Consider the following 19179-nt stretch of genomic DNA (forward strand, 5'->3'; position numbering starts at 1 on the left):
GGCCGCCGGGCCACCGGCCTAAGATCCGGGAACCAGCATCGTCCCTCTACCCGGTTCGGATATACCCGCATGCACGTGGACTTCACCAGGCTCCGTTACTTCGTGGCGGTCGCCGAAGAGCTGCACTTCAAACGGGCCGCCGACCGGCTGATGATCACCCCGCCGCCGCTGAGCAAGCAGATCAAACTGTTGGAGAACGAGCTCGGCGGCCGACTGTTCGACCGCGACTACCACAACGTCGGACTCACCCCGCTCGGCGAAACATTGTTGGGCCCGGCCCGCGACATCCTCGACCGGGTCGATGACCTCAAGGCGATGGCAGCACGGATGACCCACGGCGCCACAGTCATCCGCATCGGCGCCACCGCCTATGCGCCGTCGGACTTTCTGGCACAACTGGAGACGACGGTGGCGGCACTGACGGTGCCCACCGCATTCAGTGTTCCCGGCTCGGCGGCCGAGGTCACCGCCAAACTGGTGTCCGGTCACCTCGATCTCGGCCTGATCCATCTGCCGTCCTCGGACCGGCGGTTACGCCACCGGGTGGTGGCCAGTTATCCCGGCGCGATCGCCGTCCGCTTCGACGATCCGCTGGCCGCCAGCGACAGCGTGTCCATCGAGGCGCTGCGCGAGCGCGACGTGGTGATCGATTTCGCACGGCCCAACCCGGTGGTGCTCGCCGGGCTGACCCGTGGGCTGCAGGCCCGCGGGGTGCAGCGGATCGTGCGAACCACCAACCAACTCGGCGGTGAACTGGAGATGGCAACCCAGGTCTTCAACCGCCACCTGGTGGCTCTGGTGACCTACGCGCCGGCGTCGGCGATCGGCAGGATCTTCTCGCCGCCGGAATTCAAACTGATACCGATCGACGAAAGCACCTGGCCTCCAGTGAAAATCGCGCTTTCCTGGGCACCGGACCGGCTGGGCGATCCGGCACACCTCGAGGCCCTGGTGGACGAAATCGCCGCTGCGATAGGGAAATCCGATGCCCGACGCTGACTCGGAGAACTGCCCGTGCGGATCCGGACGAACCTACCGCGAGTGCTGCCGAACATTGCACGACGGGACGCTCGCGGTGACCGCCGAAGCTCTGATGCGGTCGCGGTTCAGCGCCTTCGCGCGCGGCCGCGCCGACTACCTGCTGCGCAGCTGGCATCCCGACACCGCGCCCGCACGGCTGGATCTCGACGACGAGATCATCTGGCGGCGCCTACAGATCGTGGACACCGAGGCCGGCGGCGTCGCCGACGACACCGGCATCGTGGAATTCCGCGCCCAGTACCAGCACCACGGGAAGCGCCACATCCTGCACGAACGCAGCCGTTTCTGCCGCATCCAGGACGGCTCCTGGCGATATGTGGACGGGGATTTCATCGACGGTCCGTAGACTGGCCCGATGCGTGTCCAGCTGATCGTGGCGACAGCGGCCTGCGCGGCCGCCGCCGTGCTGATGGCACCGGTGTCCCAGGCCGACCCGGCCGGTGAGACCACGCCGGGCAGCGCACCGTTGACCGCGTTCGACGTGGCCGATCCGGCCATCGGCGGGCTGGACCCCACCCTGCTGGCCGCGGTGCAGAACGCCACCTCGGCGGCCGCCGCCGACGGGGTCACCGTCACCGTGACCTCGGGGTGGCGTTCACCGGAGTTCCAGCAACAGTTGCTCGACGAGGCCATCGTGACCTACGGCAGCTACCAAGCGGCCCGCCGCTACGTGCAGACCCCCGAACAATCCCGCCATGTGGTGGGCGCGGCCGTCGACATCGGCGGTCCCGGCGCGGACCAGTGGATGATCGCCAACGGACCCCGGTTCGGGCTGTGCCAGATCTACGCCAACGAGACATGGCATTTCGAGTTGAGTACCGATCTGTTCGGGGCCTGCCCGGCGCTGCTTCCCGACGCCGCCGGCGCCCACTGACCCCGCGGACCCAACGGGCTTCCGCGCCAACGCTATCGACGGACGCGTTGTTCACCCGATGATCATCGGGTGTGCGCCACCCGCTCACCCGGCGTTGCGTCCGTGGATTCATCGTCGGCGGATTCACGGTTAGGGTGGTACCTCGTGCGCGCCGTGCTGATCGTCAACCCCAACGCCACCTCGACGACCCCGGCCGGGCGTGATCTGTTGGCCCATGCGCTGGAGAGCCGCGTCGAGCTGAGCGTGATCCACACCGACCACCGGGGCCATGCCATCGAGATCGGCCATCAGGCCACCCGCGACGGGATCGACGTGCTGATCGTGCACGGCGGTGACGGCACGGTCAACGAGGTGGTCAACGGCGTGCTGCAGGAGCCCTGCGAACATGCCCCCGCCGTCGGCGTGGTGCCGGGCGGCTCGGCCAACGTCTTCGCCCGGTCCCTGGGGATCAGCCCGGACCCCATCGAGGCGACCAATCAGCTCGTCGACCTGCTCGGCGATCACCGCCGCGGTGTGCCGTGGCGGCGCATCGGCCTGATGAACTGCGGCGAGCGCTGGGGCGTTTTCACCGCGGGCATGGGCGTCGACGGTGACGTGGTGGCCGCCGTGGAGGCTCAGCGCGCCAAGGGCCGCACCGTGACCGCGTCCCGCTATATCCGGGTGGCGATCCGCGAAATGCTGGCCAGCGCGCGCAGAGAGCCCCTGCTGACCGTCGAGTTGCCGGGCCGCGAGCCGGTCTCCGGTGTGCATTTCGCGTTCGTGTCGAACTCCAGCCCGTGGACGTACGCGAATGCCCGGCCGGTCTGGACGAACCCGACCACGACATTCGAAACCGGGCTCGGGGTGTTCGCCATCACGAACATGAACGTGTGGCGCAATCTCGGCCTGGTACGCCGAATGCTGTCGTCCAAACCGGATATCAAGGCGCCGCATTTGATCCGCGAAGACGACCTGGCGTGGCTGCGGGTGACCAGTGACACACCGGTGGCGTGCCAGATCGACGGGGATTACATCGGATTGCGTGACGCGATGACTTTCACGTCGGTCCCCGACGCGCTGTGCGTGGTTGCGCCGACCGTTGAATCGTCCTGACCTGCGAATTTGCTGTGAGCGGCATAAATTTAGAGCGCAAGTGAGTTGAGTGTAGTACAAACGAGTGAGCGGACCGGTAACCCGGTACCGCAGTGACATTGCCCACGTGTTAACGCACTTCTATTGACATCTGTTCAGCCTGTGAAAGCATCAGATGCAACAGTGCAGAAACATTTCATGTGCACGCGTTAACAGCCGAAAACAAGCTAGTGCGTCTTTGTGGCGCAACTGCAATGACCTGACTAGGAGATGGAAGCATGGATTGGCGTCATAAGGCGGTCTGTCGCGACGAGGATCCGGAACTGTTCTTCCCGGTGGGAAACAGCGGCCCGGCGCTCGCCCAGATCGCTGACGCGAAGCTCGTCTGCAACCGTTGCCCGGTAACCACCGAGTGCCTGAGCTGGGCACTCGAGTCCGGCCAGGACGCCGGGGTGTGGGGCGGCATGAGCGAAGACGAGCGTCGCGCACTCAAGCGTCGCAACGCACGGACCAAGGCGCGCACCAGCGTCTAGGCCCACCCGCAAGATTTCGACTGCGGCCCCGACATTCACTGTCGGGGCCGCAGTCTTTTTCGTACGGGGTCGACTGAGCCACCAGTCACTGTGCGCTGCATCACATTTGACGCCCGGTCGGGCTAGATCGCGGCCCGGCGGTGGCGCCCGATCGGCACCCGCAGCACCACGTCGGTGCCACCGGAATCCACATCGTGCATGCCAAGGGAGCCGTCGAGTTCCGCGGAGACCAGCGTGCGCACGATCTGCAGTCCCAGCCGGTCGGACTTCTCCAGGCTGAAACCCTCCGGCAGTCCGCGGCCGTCGTCGTGCACGACGACGTCGAGCCAGCGCGCCGAACGCTCGGCCCGGATGGTCACCGAACCCTTCACCACATCGCCGTCGAACGCATGCTCGAGTGCGTTCTGCACCAGTTCGGTGATCACCATGATCAGCGCGGTGGCCCGGTCGGCGTCGAGCACGCCCAGATCGCCCTCGCGGGTGATCCGGATGGGGGTGTCCACCGAGGCGACGTCGTTCATGATCGGCAGGATGCGGTCCACCACCTGGTCGAGATTGACCTCCTCATCCACCGACATCGACAGCGCGTCGTGCACCAGGGCGATGGAGGACACCCGGCGCACCGACTCGATGAGCGCCTCCCGGCCCTCGGCGTTGTTGGTCCGCCGGGCCTGCAACCGCAGCAGCGCGGCAACCGTCTGCAGGTTGTTCTTCACCCGATGATGAATCTCTCGGATCGTCGCATCCTTGGACAACAGCGCGCGGTCGCGCCGTTTGACCTCGGTGACATCGCGAATCAGCACCGCCGCCCCGGCGGCCGCACCGCCCACCTGCAGCGGGATGGTGCGCATCAGCACCGCAGCGCCGCCGGCGTCGACCTCCATCCGCATGCTGGACCCGCCGGCCAGCGAGTCACGCACATGCTCGGCCAACTCCTGGGCCTCGAACGGATCCGAGATCAGCGGCCTGGTCACCGCGACCAGGTTGTGCCCCTCGAGTTCGGCGGCGAAACCCATCCGGTGGTACGCCGAGATCGCGTTGGGGCTGGCGAAGGCGACCTCACCGGCCACTCCCAGCCGGATGAAACCGTCGCCGACCCGGGGGCTGGACCGTGACATCGGCAGGTCACCCACATTGGGGAAGGTGCCGTCGCTGAGCATGTGCAACAGGTCGGCGGCGCAATCGAGGTAGGCGCGTTCCAACGGGCTGGACGTGCGGCCCTCGGCCAGCGCCGTCTGGTGGGTGATGACGGCGACCACCCGGTCACCATGTCGCACCGGGACGGCCTCGACGTTCAACCATTGGCCATCCCCGGTGGGCGGCGGGCGGACATCGCTCTCCCGGCCGATCGCGCCGGAGTCGAACGCCGCGCGGACCACCGGCATCTCCGCGGCGGCCGTCGTGGTACCCACCGCATCGGCCAGCAGCATGGTGGAGGCGGTGTTCGGACGCACCTGCGCCACACAGACCAGGTACTCGTCATCGCGGCGGACCCACATCAGGTAGTCGGCGAAGGACAGATCGGCCAGCATCTGCCACTCACCGACCACGGCGTGCAGATGGTCGACGGCGGTACCGGGAAGGACGGTGTGCTCGGCGAGCAGGTCACCGAGAGTCGACATGGCGCGCTACCGCGGACGGGCTAGCTGATCACCGCGATGAGATCGCCGGCCTGGATGACGTCACCCACCGTGACGCTCACCTCGCTGATCGTGCCCGCGACCTCTGCCAGCACCGGGATCTCCATCTTCATGGACTCCAGCAGCACCAGGGTGTCGCCCGCATCGATCTGGTCGCCCTTTTGCACCACGACCTCCAGCACGCTGGCCACGATCTCCGCGCGAACATCCTCGGCCATCTTCACCCCACTCACTTCGCCTTGGCTGGCTGCTGTTCCGCCTACCTGCCTATATCGAACCACAAGACCGAAAGCGGCATCGACCACCATGCGGGAAAAAGCAGTCCTCGCGGCATGAGATACTGGACCCCAAGCATTCATTTGATCTGGAGGTTCACCATGGCCAAGCGAGGCCGCAAGAAGCGCGACCGCAAGCACTCGAAGGCCAACCACGGCCGTCGCCCCAACGCCTGACGCGGCACGCCGTCTCGGCGAAGACGGCGTACGCAACAAACCGCCCGGTCTCCCAAGGGGAAGCCGGGCGGTTGTCTTTTGTGCGGGTAGGGGCCCTCAGCCCCGGATGATGGTGGTTCGGCTGATCTCGATCTGCAGCCGTGCCCGTAGCCCTTCGGGTGCCTTCTCGCCACTGCACTTGTTGGCGATCAGGTTCTTCACCCGCTCCTCCACACCGTAGTGGCGCAGGCAGGTCGGGCACTCCTCGAGATGCTGCTTGAGCTTGTCGCGACTCTCGGCGGTGCATTCACCGTCCAGCAGCGTCCATACCTCGGCGATCACCGCCGCGCATTCGGGGTGGTCAGGGTCGACCGGGCCGATCGGCGGTGTCCAGCGTTCATCTTCAGGTGACTGGGTCACGACGACACCTCCTCGGGCGCACCGAACTGCGGATTTCGGATGAATCCCCGGTCCCTGGCCACGTCGGCCAGCAGCTCACGTAGTTGTTTACGGCCGCGGTGCAGCCGCGACATCACCGTCCCGATCGGCGTGTCCATGATCTCGGCGATCTCCTTGTACGGGAATCCCTCGACATCGGCGTAGTAGACCGCCATCCGGAATTCTTCGGGCAGGGCCTGCAGCGCCGCCTTGATCTCGGTATCCGGCAACGCCTCCAGGGCCTCCACCTCCGCCGAGCGCAGACCGGTCGACGAGTGCTCGGCGTTGGCCGCCAGCTGCCAGTCGGTGATCTCCTCGGTCGGGTACTCGGCCGGCTGGCGCTGCTTCTTGCGGTAGCTGTTGATGTAGGTGTTGGTCAGGATGCGGTACAGCCAGGCCTTCAGGTTGGTCCCGGCCCGGAACGACCGGAACCCGGCATAGGCCTTCACCATCGTCTCCTGCAGCAGGTCCTCGGCGTCGGCGGGATTGCGCGTCATCCGCAGTGCACCACCGTAGAGCTGGTCGAGCAGTGGAATGGCATCGCGTTCGAACCGAGCGGTCAGCTCGGCGTCGGTCTCTGCGGCGGGGGCCGCCTCATCGATATCGGTCATTGCGGGAGACACCGTCCCTTCTGTCGCGGCATCACCGAACAGCGCCGGCATGAATACCGGACGATCCAGGCAGGCCGTTGGCACCAAAATCTCCTATCTGACGATCCTAAGGGCAATGACCGACATCATCGGGGCCGAGGCGCCCGCAGCTGTCGATATCTGCAACAACGGTGGCCGCGTCCGTCCGCATTCCCCGCAACTAGTCTGACCGGGTGGCACGAGCAGCAACCCCGGCGATCGCCGCCCTGCTCGCCGACGGCACCGAGCACCAGATCCTGCGCTACCAGCACGACCCGCGTGCCGCGTCGTTCGGCGACGAGGCCGTCACCGAACTCGCCGCCGCGCACGGCCTGGATCCCGCACAGATCTTCAAGACGCTGATCCTTGCCGTGCCGGGCGGGCTGGCGGTGGCCGTCCTGCCGGTGCCCTCGAAGCTCTCGCTGAAGGCCGCGGCCGCCGCGTTGAATGTGCCCAAGGCGGCGATGGCCGACCGCGCCGCGGCCGAACGCTCCACCGGCTACGTGCTCGGCGGCATCTCCCCGCTGGGTCAGCGCCGGGCGTTGCCCACCGTGATCGACTCCTCGGCGCTGCGGTGGGACCGGGTGCTCTGCAGCGCGGGCAAACGCGGCTGGGACGTCGCGCTGGCACCCGCGGACCTGGTACGGCTTACCGTTGGCATTACCGGGGATATTCGCGCCACGTAGGCTGTCGACCATGTCGCTTCAGGGAAAGACCATGTTCATCTCCGGCGCCAGCCGGGGCATCGGCCTGGCCATCGCCAAGCGGGCCGCCGCCGACGGCGCCAACATCGCACTACTTGCCAAGACCGCCGAACCGCACCCCAAACTGTCCGGCACGGTCTACACCGCGGCCCGCGAGATCGAGGAGGTCGGCGGTCAGGCGCTGCCCATCGTCGGCGATGTGCGCGACGGCGACTCGGTGGCCGCCGCCGTGGCCCAGGCGGTCGAGCAGTTCGGCGGGATCGACCTCTGCGTGAACAATGCCTCGGCCATCAACCTGGGCTCCATCGAGGAGGTACCGCTCAAGCGCTTCGACCTGATGAACGGTATCCAGGTGCGCGGCACGTACAGCGTCTCGCAGGCCTGCATCCCGCACATGAAGGGGCGCGCAAACCCCCACATCCTCACGCTGTCCCCGCCCATCCGGCTGGAGTCCGAGTGGCTCAAACCGACCCCCTACATGATGGCCAAGTTCGGGATGACGTTGTGCGCGTTGGGTATCGCCGAAGAGATGCGCCAGCACGGCATCGCCTCCAACACGTTGTGGCCACGCACGATGGTGGCCACCGCGGCGGTGCAGAACCTCCTCGGCGGCGACGAGGCGATGGGCCGCGCCCGCAAACCCGCGGTATACGCCGACGCCGCCTACGCGGTCTTCACCCGCGCGGCCCGCGAGTACACCGGCCACAGCCTGCTGTGCGAGGACGTGCTGCTGGAATCCGGGGTCACCGACCTGTCGGCCTATGACTGCGTGCCCGGATCCGATCTCGGCGTCGACCTGTGGGTGGACACCCCCAACCCGCCCGGCTACACCGGGCCTTGAGGGCATCGCGAGCGCTACCGACGCACCCGCACGGGCCTGCCGAACCGGGCCGCCACCCCGGGTGAGTACATGGCGGGCAACCGGGCACCGGCCACCGGCACACCGCTCGCAACGACCAGATCGTCACGCAGGTGGTCGATCTCGGCTGCGTGCAGCGGCCATGGCGGGTGGTCGTTGGGTACCCACCAGGTGTGTCCCGCCGTGCGCGTGTGCGCACCCCAGCGAGCGGTGAGCCACACCTGCAGCGGTGTCGGCTGCAGCGGCGCACCGACGGTCACGCTCAGCGTGCTGCGCAAACCCCTTCGCGGCCAACGCCGCACGCTCTGATAGCTGATCCGGTCGCCGGATCGGGTCACCCGCATCCTCGCCCAGGTGTAGGGCACGCCCAACCCGATGCGGGTCAGCGGCACCACGGCCAGCCGCTCGGTCTCCAGGGACCGGAACAGCACGCCCTGGCGTCCCGCGGTGTCCACCGAGTACAGCCGCACGTTGGTCTCGGCGAAGGCACCGAGGTAGGGCACCGGCACCCGGTTCGCCAACGCGGTGTGGCGCATCACGAACGGGATCAACCCGACGTAGGTGAGCCCGTCGCCGAAGACATCCGGGCGGGTGCCGTCCGGGAACAGGTGCGCGACCGCCGCCGGGCGCACCGGCCAGTGCACGAAGGTCAGATCACTCCAGAATTGGCCGACCAGCACCGGGCGCCGTAACGGCGGGGCGATGACGGACGGACCGGTCACCACGTCATCGTGGCATAGGCTGGCCGGGTGTCAATCTGGTCTGCGGGACGGTATGAGGCCGTCGCCCACCGCATCGCGCCCATCTCCGCCCAGCTGGTCGCCACGGTGGACCGGTTACGCCCGCTCGATGGCGCCCTCGTCGTCGATCTCGCTTGCGGCACCGGTAACGCCGCGCTGGCGGCCGCCGCGGCCGGCGCGCAGGTGACCGGCGTCGACCTCACCCCCGAACTGCTGGCCATCGCCGCCGACAAGCCCGGCGGCGACGCGGTGCACTGGGTCGCCGCCGATGCCTCGACCACCGGACTGCCCGACGCGGGTTTCGACGCGGCGCTGTCCAATATGGGCATCATCTTCGTCGAGCCGGTCAGTCAGGTCGCCGAGATCGCCCGGCTGCTGCGCCCCGGCGGCTTCCTGGGGTTCTCCACCTGGGTACGCGACACCCACAATCCGTTCTACAACCCGATCATCGACGTGCTCGGCACACCCCCGGCCATGCCGTACAGCCCCGATCAATGGGGCGAGCCCGATATCGTCACCACCCGGCTCGCCGATGATTTCGACGAAATCTTCATCGAGAATGGCCGGCATGCTTGGGAATTCGGGTCGGTGGCGGATGCCGTGGTATTCGTCACCGACGAATCCCCGATGCACGTGGACCTGTTCACCCGTTCCGATGAGGACACCTGCGTGCGCCTGACCGAGGCGTTCACCGCGGCCTTCGAGCGCTACGCGACCGCCGACGGGATCAGCTTCGAAGCGTCCTACGCGGTGGTCGCGGCCCGGCGGCGCTAGTCACTGCGCCTGATACAGGATCCCGCGGCCGATTGCCTCGCGAACCTCCGGCAGCGCCACCTCGGCCAGTGCATCGGCGTCCACCCCGTGGTGCGCCGCGAGCAGGGCGATCAGCGTGCCCAGCGGCACCTCCCCGCGGCAACCCGCCAGCAACGCGGTGAGAACCTCGTCGACACCGATCACCGCGCCCGGACCACCCGGGCGCCGGACCGCGGCACCGACCTGCTGCCAGCCGTCGGGCCCCGGCAGCGACTGCTGCTCCAGGAACACCGGTGCGGTGGACAACCGCGCCGCCAGTAGGGTGGAGTCGCTGGTGGCGCGCAGATATCCGCGCCGGGCGAAGAACGCCTCCACTTCGGCGCCGGTGACGAGTTCATCCGCGGCGGTGATCTCTTCGAGGATCTGCTCGGGCGCCTCACCCTCCACCGGGCGCCGCAGCGAGATCAATCCCATGCCGATCCCGGTGATGCCCTGTTCGGCGAACCAGTCCAGCCAGGCGCCGCCGCGGCGCGCCGTCTGGTCCTGACTCTCGCCGGCGTCGGCCAGCCACAGCGACACGTAGCTCACCGGGTCGGCAAGTTCACGCTGCACCACCCAGGCGTGCAGGCCGGCGCCGGCCAACCACTCGCGCACACGATCGCGCCAATCACCTTCGCGGACAATCCAGTTCGCCATGATCTGAGCGGTCCCGCCGGGGTTCAGGTGATCCCCGACCTGTTGCACGAGGGTGCGGCACACACCGTCCCCGGCCACCCCGGAATCGCGGTATTCGTAGTCGCTGGCACCGGAACCGATGACGAACGGCGGGTTGGACACGATCAGGTCGAAGCGCTCCCCCGCCACCGGCTCGAACAGGCTGCCCGAGCGCAGATCCCAGGACATCCCGTTCAGACGTGCGGTGGCCGCCGCCAGCATCAGCGCCCGCTCGTTGGTGTCGGTGCCGACGATCTGTTCGCAGTGCCCGTCCAGATGCAGGGCCTGGATCCCGCACCCGGTACCCAGATCCAGCGCGCGGCGCACCGGGGTGCGGACGACGGCACGCGCCAGCGACATCGACGCGCCACCGATACCGAGCACATGGTCACGGCGCAGCGGGCCGCCGCGCAGCGCGGCGTCCTGGTCGGAGACGACCAGAAAGTCACGGGCGCCGTCGGAATGCGGGCGGATGTCCAGTGCCGCCCGCACGGACCCGTCGACCGTCTCCAGCACCCCACCGGCCAGCAGCGCGGCCGGCGAGGCCGTCGGGAATGTCCCCTCGAGCTGGGCGCGCGGCACCTGGGCGCCGAGCAGGAACAGCCGCACCAGCGTGGACAGCGGATCCGCGCCGTCGGCCACCCGCGCGGCCGGCCACCACACACCGCGGCCCAGGGCGGCATGTGCCTGGTCGCCGAGCAGTTCGGCAACCCCGTCCACGGTGAAGCCGGCCGCCCGCAGATCGGCGCCGAGGGCGTCCAGCGTGTCCGGCCCGAGGGTCAAAACAGGCCCGCCTCGGGGTGCACGGGCGCGATGAGTTCCGGGCCGTTGTTGCGCACGCTGTTCACCAGCCGCGACACCTCCCGGATCTCGATGCGGTCCAGGTCGCCGTGCCCGCGCAGCAGGCCCTCGTCGATGGGGGCGTCGGGATCCAGCCAGCGGTCCCAGTCCGGTGCGCTGATGGACAGCGGCATGCGGTCATGGATGTCGGCGAGTTGCGCCGCGGAATCGGTGGTGATGATGGTGCAACTGATCAGCGGTGGCGCATCGGACGGATTTTCTCGGGGCCGCCACACCGACCACAGGCCGGCCATGAACAACGGCTCGCCGTCGGCGGCGTACATGTAGAAGGGCGTCTTGGCGGGCTTCTTGCCGTCCGCGGAGGCGGTCGGTTTCCACTCGTACCAACCGTCCATCGGGATCAGGCAGCGCTTGCTCTTGGCCGAGCCGCGGAACGCCGGCGACGTGGTCAACGTCTCGGAACGCGCATTGATCAGCAGGGGGCCCTTCTTGGTGTCCGGGGAGCCGTCCGCGCCGGCCTTCGCCCAGGGCGGGATCAGACCCCAGCGCATGGAACGGATCCGCCGGGTGGACTCGTCATCGGGCTCGTCATGGCGTTTGACCACGGTGCTGATGGTGGTGGTCGGCGCCACGTTGTAGTTCGCGCCGGAACCCGGCGCCTCGGCTGCCGCGGCGCCCACCGTCTCGTCGAGGGCCTTGATTTTCTCCGCCAACAGCGCCGGGTCGGTGGTCACCGCAAATCGCCCACACATACCAGGCAGGATAGAGGCCGTGAAGAACTGGCCGGCACCGACGACCACCACACCCGTGCACGCCACGGTGGCGGTACCCGGATCGAAATCACTGACCAATCGGGCGCTGGTGCTGGCCGCGCTGGCCACCCCCCAGGGGGCGACCACCATCAGCGGCGCGTTGCGCAGCCGCGACACCGATCTGATGATCGACGCCATCCGGGCGCTGGGCGTGACCGTCACCGGCGACGGCACCGAACTGACCGCCGCCGGCGCCATCGCCCCCGCCCCGGCCACCCGCATCGATTGTGGGCTGGCGGGCACCGTGCTGCGGTTCCTGCCCGCGGTGGCCGCCATCGGCACCGCAACGGTGCTCTTCGACGGCGACGAGCAGGCCCGGGCCCGCCCCATCGCGCCGCTGCTGGACGCGCTGCGCGGCCTCGGTGTCCGGATCGAGGGCAGCGGACTGCCCTTCGAGGTCCGCGGGGAGGGCTCGGTGGCCGGCGGGCAGGTACGCATCGACGCATCGGCATCCTCGCAGTTCGTCTCCGGGCTGCTGTTGGCCGGCGCCACCTTCCGCGACGGCCTGATCGTCGTGCACACCGGCGACTCGGTGCCGTCCGCCCCGCACATCGCGATGACGGTGTCGATGCTGCGCAGCGCGGGCGTCACCGTCGAGGACGACGTGCCCAACCGCTGGCGGGTGGCCCCCGGCGCGGTCGCCGCCCGGCACTGGGACATCGAGCCCGACCTGTCCAATGCGGTGCCGTTTCTGGCCGCCGCCGCCGTCACCGCCGGGACGGTACGGATCAGCCGGTGGCCGGCCGAGAGCATCCAGCCGTCGGGGGCGATCCTTGATCTGCTCTCCCGGGTGAATATCGTTGCCGAACAGACCGATTCGTATCTGCAGGCGCGGGGCGCGGCGGGCTACGGAGGTATCGACGTCGACCTGCACGATATCGGCGAGCTGGCTCCGGCGGTCGCGGCGCTGGCCGCCCTGGCCACACCGGGGTCGGTGTCCACACTGCGCGGGATCGCCCATCTGCGCGGACACGAGACGGACCGCCTGGCGGCGCTGAGCACCGAGATCAACGGCCTCGGTGGGCAATGCGCCCAGACCCCGGACGGCCTGCGGATCACCGCGGCCCCGCTGCACGGCGGGGTGTGGCGGTCCTACGCCGACCACCGGATGGCCACCGCCGGTGCGATCATCGGGCTGCGGGTGCCCGGCGTACAGGTCGAGGACATCGCCACCACATCCAAGACACTGCCCGACTTCCCCGGGATGTGGGCCGACATGCTGGGCGCGATGTGAGATCTCGCGAGTACGACGAGTCCGATGTCCGGGTACGCCCGGGCAAGGGTTCGCGTCCGCGGACCAAGACCCGGCCCGACCATGCCGACGCCGCCGAGGCGATGGTGGTCACCGTCGACCGTGGTCGGTGGGGCTGCGCGTTGGGTGGCGACCCGGATCGCAACGTCACCGCGATGCGGGCCCGCGAGCTGGGCCGCACGCCCATCGTCGTCGGCGACGAGGTGAGCATCGTCGGTGACCTGTCCGGCCGACCGGACACTCTGGCCCGCATCGTGCGTCGCGGCGATCGACGGACGGTGTTGCGCCGCACCGCCGATGACACCGACCCGGCCGAGCGGGTGGTGGTGGCCAATGCCGATCAGCTGCTGATCGTGGTGGCTTTGGCCGATCCGCCGCCGCGCACCGGGTTCGTCGAGCGCGCGCTGATCGCCGCGTATACCGGCGGGCTGACCCCGATCCTGTGCCTGACGAAATCCGATCTGGCCGCGCCGGAGCCGTTCGCGGCGCAGTTCAGCGATCTGGATCTGCAGGTGGTCACGGCGGGGCGCGACGACCCGCTCGACGTGGTGGCGCCGCTGCTCACCGGGAAGGTGACGGTTCTGCTGGGGCATTCCGGGGTGGGGAAATCCACCCTGGTCAATCGTCTTGTGCCGGAAGCGGATCGCGCCACCGGCGGGGTGTCCGGAGTCGGCAAGGGCAGGCACACCTCGACCCAATCGGTGGCGTTGCCGCTGCGCGGATCCGGCTGGGTGATCGACACCCCGGGCATCCGGTCATTCGGGCTGGCCCACGTGCAGCCCGATGACGTGGTTCAGGCTTTCTCCGACCTCGCCGAGGCGGTCGACGAATGTCCGCGCGGCTGCGGACATCTGGGGCCGCCCGCCGATCCGGAATGCGCGCTGGACACGCTGACCGGGCCCGCGGCCGGCCGAGTCGCGGCCGCCCGGCTGTTGCTGGCCACCCTCAACGAGGCGGGTTACTGACCCGCGAAGGTGCACAAACGCCGAACCGCGAGCGGCGTGTCTGGGACAGACACGCACGCTCGCGGTAGGGGTGGATGGTTATGCGGCGATCTTGCCCTGCCGCCAGCCGCGCACCGTGGCGATCGCGGTCTTCAGGCCGCGGCGTTTCCCGGTGGCGGGATCGGTGACTCCGAAGCCCTCCAACTCGTCGAACATCCGCTCGCTGCGGGTCTCCGGCGCGTTGTCCCTGGTGTCCTTGAGGAACTTGTCCGGCACGGACAGCTTGGCGATGGTGCGCCACGTCTTGCCGTACTGCACCAGGAAGTTCCCGGTGGTGTAGGGCAGATCGTATTTGTCACACAGTGCGCGCACCCGGATGGAGATCTCGTAGAGCCGGTTGCTCGGCAGGTCCGGGTACAGGTGATGCTCGATCTGGTGGCACAGGTTGCCGCTCATGAAACGCAGCACCGGGCCGTTCTCGAAGTTGGCGCTGCCCAGCATCTGACGCAGGTACCACTCACCGCGGCTCTCACCGGCCATATCGGTCTTGGTGAATTTCTCCGCGCCATCGGGGAAATGGCCGCAGAAGATCACGGCGTTGGCCCACACGTTGCGGATGATGTTGGCGACCGCGTTGGCCTTGGCGGTGGACTTGAACGTCGCACCCGGCGACAGGGAGGTCAATGCGGGCCAGAGCACATAGTCTTTGGCCACCTGATGACCGGCCTTCACGCCGAACTCCCTGACCCGGACCATTGTCGCCTTGCGGTCGTCGCGGCCCTTGAAGATCTTGCCGAGTTCCAGGTGCTGCAGGCCCACACCCCATTCGAACAGGGCGGCCAACAGCGTGTTGAACACCAGGTTCGAGAGGTTGAACGGCTTCCACTTCGCATCGCGGGTGACGCGGATGACGCCGTAGCCCACATCGTCGTCCATGCCGAGGATATTGGTGTACTTGTGGTGCATGAAGTTGTGGGTGAACCGCCAGTGCTTGGAGGCGCCACTCATGTCCCACTCCCACGTGGAGGAGTGGATCTCGGGATCGTTCATCCAATCCCACTGGCCGTGCATGACGTTGTGGCCGATCTCCATGTTCTCGATGATCTTGGCCACGCCCAGGGTCGAGGCGCCCGCCCACCAGAAGCTGCGCTTGGAACTGCCGGCCAGCAGCAGGCGGCCGACGATCTCCAGCCCACGCTGTCCGGCGATGGCCCGACGGATGTAACGCGCGTCGGCGGCGCCTCGCGAATCCTCGATGTCCTGGCGGATTGCGTCCAGTTCCGCGCCCAGCGTCTCGATATCCGCCTCGGTGAGATGCGCAAACGACGGTACGTCGGTAATAGCCATTTTTCGGCCCTCCTTCCAATCCCTACGATAACGTAACCTACGGAACCGTAGGTTACTTGTCGGTAAAAGCTATGCGTCCAGCACGCAGTCGCCGGAGGCGGCCGAAACGCAGGTCTGCACCCGGGTCCCCGGCTCGTGCTCCACGCCCGTGCGCAGATCGCGCACATGGCCCTCGACCAGGCCCACCACACACGACTGGCAGATGCCCATCCGGCAGCCGAACGGCATCTGGATCCCGGCACTCTCCCCGGCTTCCATCAGCGAAGTCGCGGCATCGGCCGGCACACTCTTACCGCTGCGCTCGAACGTCACGGTGCCGCCGGTGCCGTGCGGCGCGGCGCGGCTGACGGCGAACCGCTCCAGATGCAGATTCGCGGGGATACCCGCCTCGGCCCAGACCCGCTCGGCGTCGTTGAGCATCGCTTCCGGACCGCACGCCCACGCCTGACGTTCGCGCCAGTCCGGCACCACCTCGCCCAGGCGGGTCAGATCCAGCCGGCCCTGGGTGCGGGTGGTACGCAGTTCCATCCGGTACCCCGGATGGACATCGTGCAGTTGCTTCAACTCGGCGGCGAACATGACATCGGCCTCGGTCGGTGCGGAGTGCACGTGCACGATGTCGGTGATCTGTTCGTGGCGCTGCAGGGTGCGCAGCATCGACATGACCGGGGTGATCCCCGATCCGGCGGTCAGGAACAGCACCGATGCCGGCGCGGGATCGGGCATCACGAAGTTGCCCTGGGGCTCGGCCAGCCGCACGATCGTGCCCGGTTCCACGCCGCCGACCAGGTGCGTCGACAGGAAGCCCTCCGGCATGGCCTTCACGGTGATGGTGATGGTGCGTGCACCACGCTTGTTCTCGCCGCTGCGCAGCGGGGGCGAGGTCAGCGAATAGGAGCGCCAGCGCCAGCGGCCGTCGACCAGCAGGCCGATCCCCACGTACTGGCCGGGCTCGTAGTCCAGCGAGAAGCCCCAGCCCGGTTTGATGACCAGCGTGGCGGAATCCTCGGTCTCGCGGCGCACCTCGACCACCCGGCCGCGCAGTTCGCGTGCCGACCACAGCGGGTTGGCAAGTTTGAGGTAATCGTCGGGCAGCAACGGGGTGGTGATCCGGCCGGCGATGGTGCGCAGTGCGTGCCAGCCGCGGTGACGGTCTGCGCCCGCGATCGTGGGACGCACTGTGTCGGCTACTTTTGCCGCGACCTTGATCTCACTCTTCGCCACGCAACCTACGGTACCGTAACTTACGCACGCGTAGTGACTTTCCGCGCACGTGAGGTGCGACGTGCATCACAACAGCTCGAGCAGGAACGGCAACTCCTGCGGCGCGTACCAGGCCAGGTCGTGGTCCTGGGCGTCACCCACAGCAAGCTCGGCGTCCTCGTCGCCGAGATCCGCCTCGTCGACCCGCTCGACGGCGGCCAGGACATCGGCCTCGGCGGCGGCGTTGTCCACGTAGACGGCGACGACGTCGGCCAGCGGGACCGGACCCGCCAGCCGCACCACCGCATCGTCGAGATCGGGCCGCGGCGTCGCCTCGGCGACATCGACCACCAGCGCGGCCCGCCGGGGCGGCAGTGCCTCACCGTCCGAGGGAGCCTCCGCGCCGATCGCCAGCAGACGCAGCGACGCCAGCGCGGCCTCCCGCAATGCCACCTCGGCCAGCTCGTCGTCATCGCCCTCGGCATAGGACTCGCGCAACGCCGGCGTGACCGCAAAAGCGGTGCCGCTGCGGGCATGGATCAACCCGTCGGCCACCAGCTGCTGCAACATCGTCAGGGTCGCCGGTATGTAGACACGCACCACGCGAGATTAACCCCCGGTGCGCCCGCCGGAGCTCGCGGTCGCGTCGGGGTCGGCGTCGGGGTCCTTTTCCACCGCGATGACGAAATCGTCGCCGTGCGCGGTGACGCCGGCGATCACCGCCGAGTTCACCGCGTCGACGGCGTACTGCCGGCGCACCATCATCGGGTCCTGGCGCAGGTCTTTCACCAGCGCCACCGCCAGCCCGATCATCACCAGCACGAAGGGCAGCGCCGCCACGATGGTGATGGTCTGCAAACCGGTCAGCGCATCGGAACCGCCCGCCAGCAACATCACCGCCGACACGGCGCCGGTGGCGACGCCCCAGAAGATGACGGTCTTGCGGTGCGGCTCGATGGTGCCGCGTTCGGACAGCGAGCCCATCACGATGGACGCCGCATCGGCGCCGGAGACGAAGAACACCGCCACCAGCACCATCACCACCACGGTCGACACGGTCGCCAGCGGATACTCGCCGAGCAGACCGAACAGCTGCCCCTCCACGGTGCCCTCGCCGGCCGGATCGGCGCCCTCCTGCTGGGCCTTGATCGCCGCACCGCCGAACACACAGAACCAGACCAACGAGACCAGGCTGGGCACCATCAGGACGCCGGTGACGAACTGCCGGATGGTCCGCCCCCGCGAGATCCGCGCGATGAACATGCCGACGAACGGTGTCCAGGAAATCCACCACGCCCAGTAGAAGACGGTCCACGATCCCAGCCAGGCCTCGGTCTCGGCCCCCTCGGCACCGGTCCGCGCCGACATCATTGCCAGGTCCTGGAAGTAACTGCCGATCGACGTCGGTATCAGGTTCAGGATGAAAACCGTTGGGCCGACGATGAATACGAAGGCCGCCAACAGCAGGGCCAGCACCATGTTGAAGTTGGACAGCCACTGGATACCGCGCGCAACACCGGACACCGCGGAGAGCACGAACGCGCAGGTGAGCACGGCGATGATGCCGATCAGGACCGCGTTTCCGGTCTCCCCGATACCGCCGACGATCTGTAGGCCGCTGCGAATCTGCAACGCGCCCAGGCCCAGTGAGGCCGCCGACCCGAACAGCGTGGCGAAGATCGCCAGCATGTCGATGACCTTGCCCCAACCACCGTGGGCGCGGTCGCCGAGCAGCGGCTCGAACGCCGCACTGATCAGCTGGAAGCGCCCCTTGCGGTACACGCCGTAGGCGATGGCCAGGCCCACCACCGCATAGATCGCCCACGGATGCAGAGTCCAGTGATACAGCGTGGTGGCCATCGCGTTCTGCACCGCTTCGGGGTTGCCCTGCGCACCGGTGCCCGGCGGCGGGGAGACCAGATGCGAAAGCGGTTCGGAGACACCGAAGAACATCAGCCCGATGCCCATACCGGCGCTGAACATCATCGCGATCCAAGAGACCGTGCGGAATTCGGGTTCCTCGTCGTCGCGGCCGAGCGGGATGTTGCCGAACCGGCCGAGGGCAATCCACAGCACGAAAAGCACGAATGCCGAGGCCATCAGCGTGAACAGCCAGCCGGTGTTCGACATCACCCAGCCCAGCGCGTCACCGGATGCGGCCGCCAGCGATGCGGTGTCCAAGAACCCCCAGACCAAGAATCCGACCGCGATGACGGCGGTGACACCGAATACGACAAGGTCCAGCCGACCCTCCTTGACCAGTGCTTGTTCGTCGATCGGAACGTCGAGGACGGGATGCGGGATCACGTCCAGTTCGGGTTTGCGGCCTGTTTGTTCGCGAGGCGAATTAATAGACATGGTCGATCCATCACAACGCGATCGGCCGACCGAAG

22 protein-coding genes are annotated in these 19179 nt (G+C 68.1%); 11 read left to right on the plus strand and 11 right to left on the minus strand.

The window, feature by feature from the left end:
• Positions 1-69: 69 nt before the first annotated feature.
• The 5 genes from A7U43_RS22850 (at position 70) to whiB1 (ending at position 3519) form a co-directional block, all read left to right on the plus strand.
• Positions 70-999, plus strand: a complete 930-nt coding sequence (locus A7U43_RS22850; RefSeq protein WP_067999652.1) for a LysR family transcriptional regulator — start codon at positions 70-72, stop codon at positions 997-999.
• Positions 986-1387: a YchJ family protein gene (locus A7U43_RS22855; RefSeq protein WP_067999653.1), complete on the plus strand. Its 402-nt coding sequence runs from the start codon at positions 986-988 to the stop codon at positions 1385-1387. The genes A7U43_RS22850 and A7U43_RS22855 overlap by 14 nt, the downstream gene beginning before the upstream one ends.
• Positions 1388-1396: 9 nt before the next feature.
• A complete protein-coding gene (locus tag A7U43_RS22860) occupies positions 1397-1915 on the plus strand; it encodes a M15 family metallopeptidase (protein ID WP_082902265.1) in 519 nt (172 codons plus the stop codon).
• 144 nt (positions 1916-2059) lie between these two features.
• Positions 2060-3007, plus strand: a complete 948-nt coding sequence (locus tag A7U43_RS22865) for a diacylglycerol/lipid kinase family protein (protein WP_067999655.1) — start codon at positions 2060-2062, stop codon at positions 3005-3007.
• A gap of 257 nt (positions 3008-3264) precedes the next feature.
• A complete protein-coding gene (whiB1, locus tag A7U43_RS22870) occupies positions 3265-3519 on the plus strand; it encodes a transcriptional regulator WhiB1 (protein WP_029373613.1) in 255 nt (84 codons plus the stop codon).
• 122 nt (positions 3520-3641) lie between these two features.
• Here the strand turns inward: whiB1 and A7U43_RS22875 are convergent, their stop codons facing one another.
• Together A7U43_RS22875 and A7U43_RS22880 are read right to left on the minus strand one after the other, a co-directional pair.
• Positions 3642-5141: a sensor histidine kinase gene (locus tag A7U43_RS22875; RefSeq protein WP_067999657.1), complete on the minus strand. Its 1500-nt coding sequence runs from the start codon at positions 5139-5141 to the stop codon at positions 3642-3644.
• A 20-nt stretch (positions 5142-5161) separates the two neighbouring features.
• Entirely contained in the window at positions 5162-5377 is a 216-nt protein-coding gene (locus A7U43_RS22880) for a biotin/lipoyl-binding carrier protein (RefSeq protein WP_068003490.1), read from the minus strand.
• 159 nt (positions 5378-5536) lie between these two features.
• On the opposite strand from A7U43_RS22880, the gene A7U43_RS30690 reads away from it, so the two are divergent.
• The gene (locus A7U43_RS30690) at positions 5537-5611 is read left to right on the plus strand and encodes a 50S ribosomal protein bL37 (protein ID WP_085976028.1); all 75 of its coding nucleotides are present in this window, start codon (positions 5537-5539) and stop codon (positions 5609-5611) included.
• Positions 5612-5707: 96 nt separating this feature from the next.
• On the opposite strand, the gene rsrA is transcribed toward A7U43_RS30690, so the two are convergent.
• Positions 5708-6010, minus strand: coding sequence for a mycothiol system anti-sigma-R factor (gene rsrA / locus A7U43_RS22885; protein WP_067999659.1), 303 nt, complete (start codon positions 6008-6010; stop codon positions 5708-5710).
• The gene (locus A7U43_RS22890) at positions 6007-6639 is read right to left on the minus strand and encodes a sigma-70 family RNA polymerase sigma factor (protein ID WP_067999662.1); all 633 of its coding nucleotides are present in this window, start codon (positions 6637-6639) and stop codon (positions 6007-6009) included. The genes rsrA and A7U43_RS22890 overlap by 4 nt, the downstream gene beginning before the upstream one ends.
• A gap of 212 nt (positions 6640-6851) precedes the next feature.
• Here A7U43_RS22890 and A7U43_RS22895 point away from each other — a divergent pair, with 212 nt between their 5' ends.
• Entirely contained in the window at positions 6852-7343 is a 492-nt protein-coding gene (locus A7U43_RS22895; protein ID WP_067999663.1) for a YbaK/EbsC family protein, read from the plus strand.
• Between the two features lie 10 nt (positions 7344-7353).
• Complete coding sequence (locus A7U43_RS22900; protein WP_067999665.1) at positions 7354-8202, plus strand: SDR family oxidoreductase; 849 nt, start codon at positions 7354-7356, stop codon at positions 8200-8202.
• A 14-nt stretch (positions 8203-8216) separates the two neighbouring features.
• On the opposite strand, the gene A7U43_RS22905 is transcribed toward A7U43_RS22900, so the two are convergent.
• Entirely contained in the window at positions 8217-8942 is a 726-nt protein-coding gene (locus A7U43_RS22905) for a YqjF family protein (RefSeq protein ID WP_068003493.1), read from the minus strand.
• Positions 8943-8969: 27 nt separating this feature from the next.
• Between A7U43_RS22905 and A7U43_RS22910 the strand changes: the two genes are divergently transcribed.
• Positions 8970-9734: a class I SAM-dependent methyltransferase gene (locus A7U43_RS22910; RefSeq protein WP_067999667.1), complete on the plus strand. Its 765-nt coding sequence runs from the start codon at positions 8970-8972 to the stop codon at positions 9732-9734.
• Here A7U43_RS22910 and A7U43_RS22915 read toward each other — a convergent pair whose 3' ends face one another.
• Both A7U43_RS22915 and A7U43_RS22920 read right to left on the minus strand, forming a co-directional pair.
• Positions 9735-11210 carry a N5-glutamine methyltransferase family protein gene (locus A7U43_RS22915; protein WP_067999669.1) on the minus strand — a complete coding sequence of 492 codons (1476 nt, stop codon included), beginning with the start codon at positions 11208-11210 and terminating at the stop codon, positions 9735-9737. It abuts the gene before it with no gap.
• A complete protein-coding gene (locus tag A7U43_RS22920) occupies positions 11207-11980 on the minus strand; it encodes an SOS response-associated peptidase (RefSeq protein ID WP_068003495.1) in 774 nt (257 codons plus the stop codon). The genes A7U43_RS22915 and A7U43_RS22920 overlap by 4 nt, the downstream gene beginning before the upstream one ends.
• A gap of 10 nt (positions 11981-11990) precedes the next feature.
• Here A7U43_RS22920 and aroA point away from each other — a divergent pair, with 10 nt between their 5' ends.
• Together aroA and rsgA are read left to right on the plus strand one after the other, a co-directional pair.
• A complete protein-coding gene (aroA, locus tag A7U43_RS22925; RefSeq protein ID WP_068003497.1) occupies positions 11991-13274 on the plus strand; it encodes a 3-phosphoshikimate 1-carboxyvinyltransferase in 1284 nt (427 codons plus the stop codon).
• Positions 13271-14257, plus strand: coding sequence for a ribosome small subunit-dependent GTPase A (gene rsgA, locus A7U43_RS22930; protein WP_067999672.1), 987 nt, complete (start codon positions 13271-13273; stop codon positions 14255-14257). The genes aroA and rsgA overlap by 4 nt, the downstream gene beginning before the upstream one ends.
• A gap of 78 nt (positions 14258-14335) precedes the next feature.
• Here rsgA and A7U43_RS22935 read toward each other — a convergent pair whose 3' ends face one another.
• From A7U43_RS22935 to A7U43_RS22950, 4 genes are all read right to left on the minus strand, one after another.
• A complete protein-coding gene (locus tag A7U43_RS22935) occupies positions 14336-15583 on the minus strand; it encodes a fatty acid desaturase family protein (RefSeq protein ID WP_067999676.1) in 1248 nt (415 codons plus the stop codon).
• A gap of 69 nt (positions 15584-15652) precedes the next feature.
• The gene (locus A7U43_RS22940) at positions 15653-16807 is read right to left on the minus strand and encodes a ferredoxin reductase (RefSeq protein WP_067999678.1); all 1155 of its coding nucleotides are present in this window, start codon (positions 16805-16807) and stop codon (positions 15653-15655) included.
• A gap of 66 nt (positions 16808-16873) precedes the next feature.
• Entirely contained in the window at positions 16874-17389 is a 516-nt protein-coding gene (locus A7U43_RS22945; RefSeq protein ID WP_197499899.1) for a DUF6912 family protein, read from the minus strand.
• A 6-nt stretch (positions 17390-17395) separates the two neighbouring features.
• A complete protein-coding gene (locus tag A7U43_RS22950; protein WP_067999680.1) occupies positions 17396-19144 on the minus strand; it encodes a BCCT family transporter in 1749 nt (582 codons plus the stop codon).
• Positions 19145-19179: the final 35 nt, after the last annotated feature.

Origin of the sequence: Mycobacterium adipatum (genome assembly GCF_001644575.1) — a bacterium.
In the GTDB taxonomy this organism is placed as follows: Bacteria; Actinomycetota; Actinomycetes; order Mycobacteriales; family Mycobacteriaceae; genus Mycobacterium; species Mycobacterium adipatum.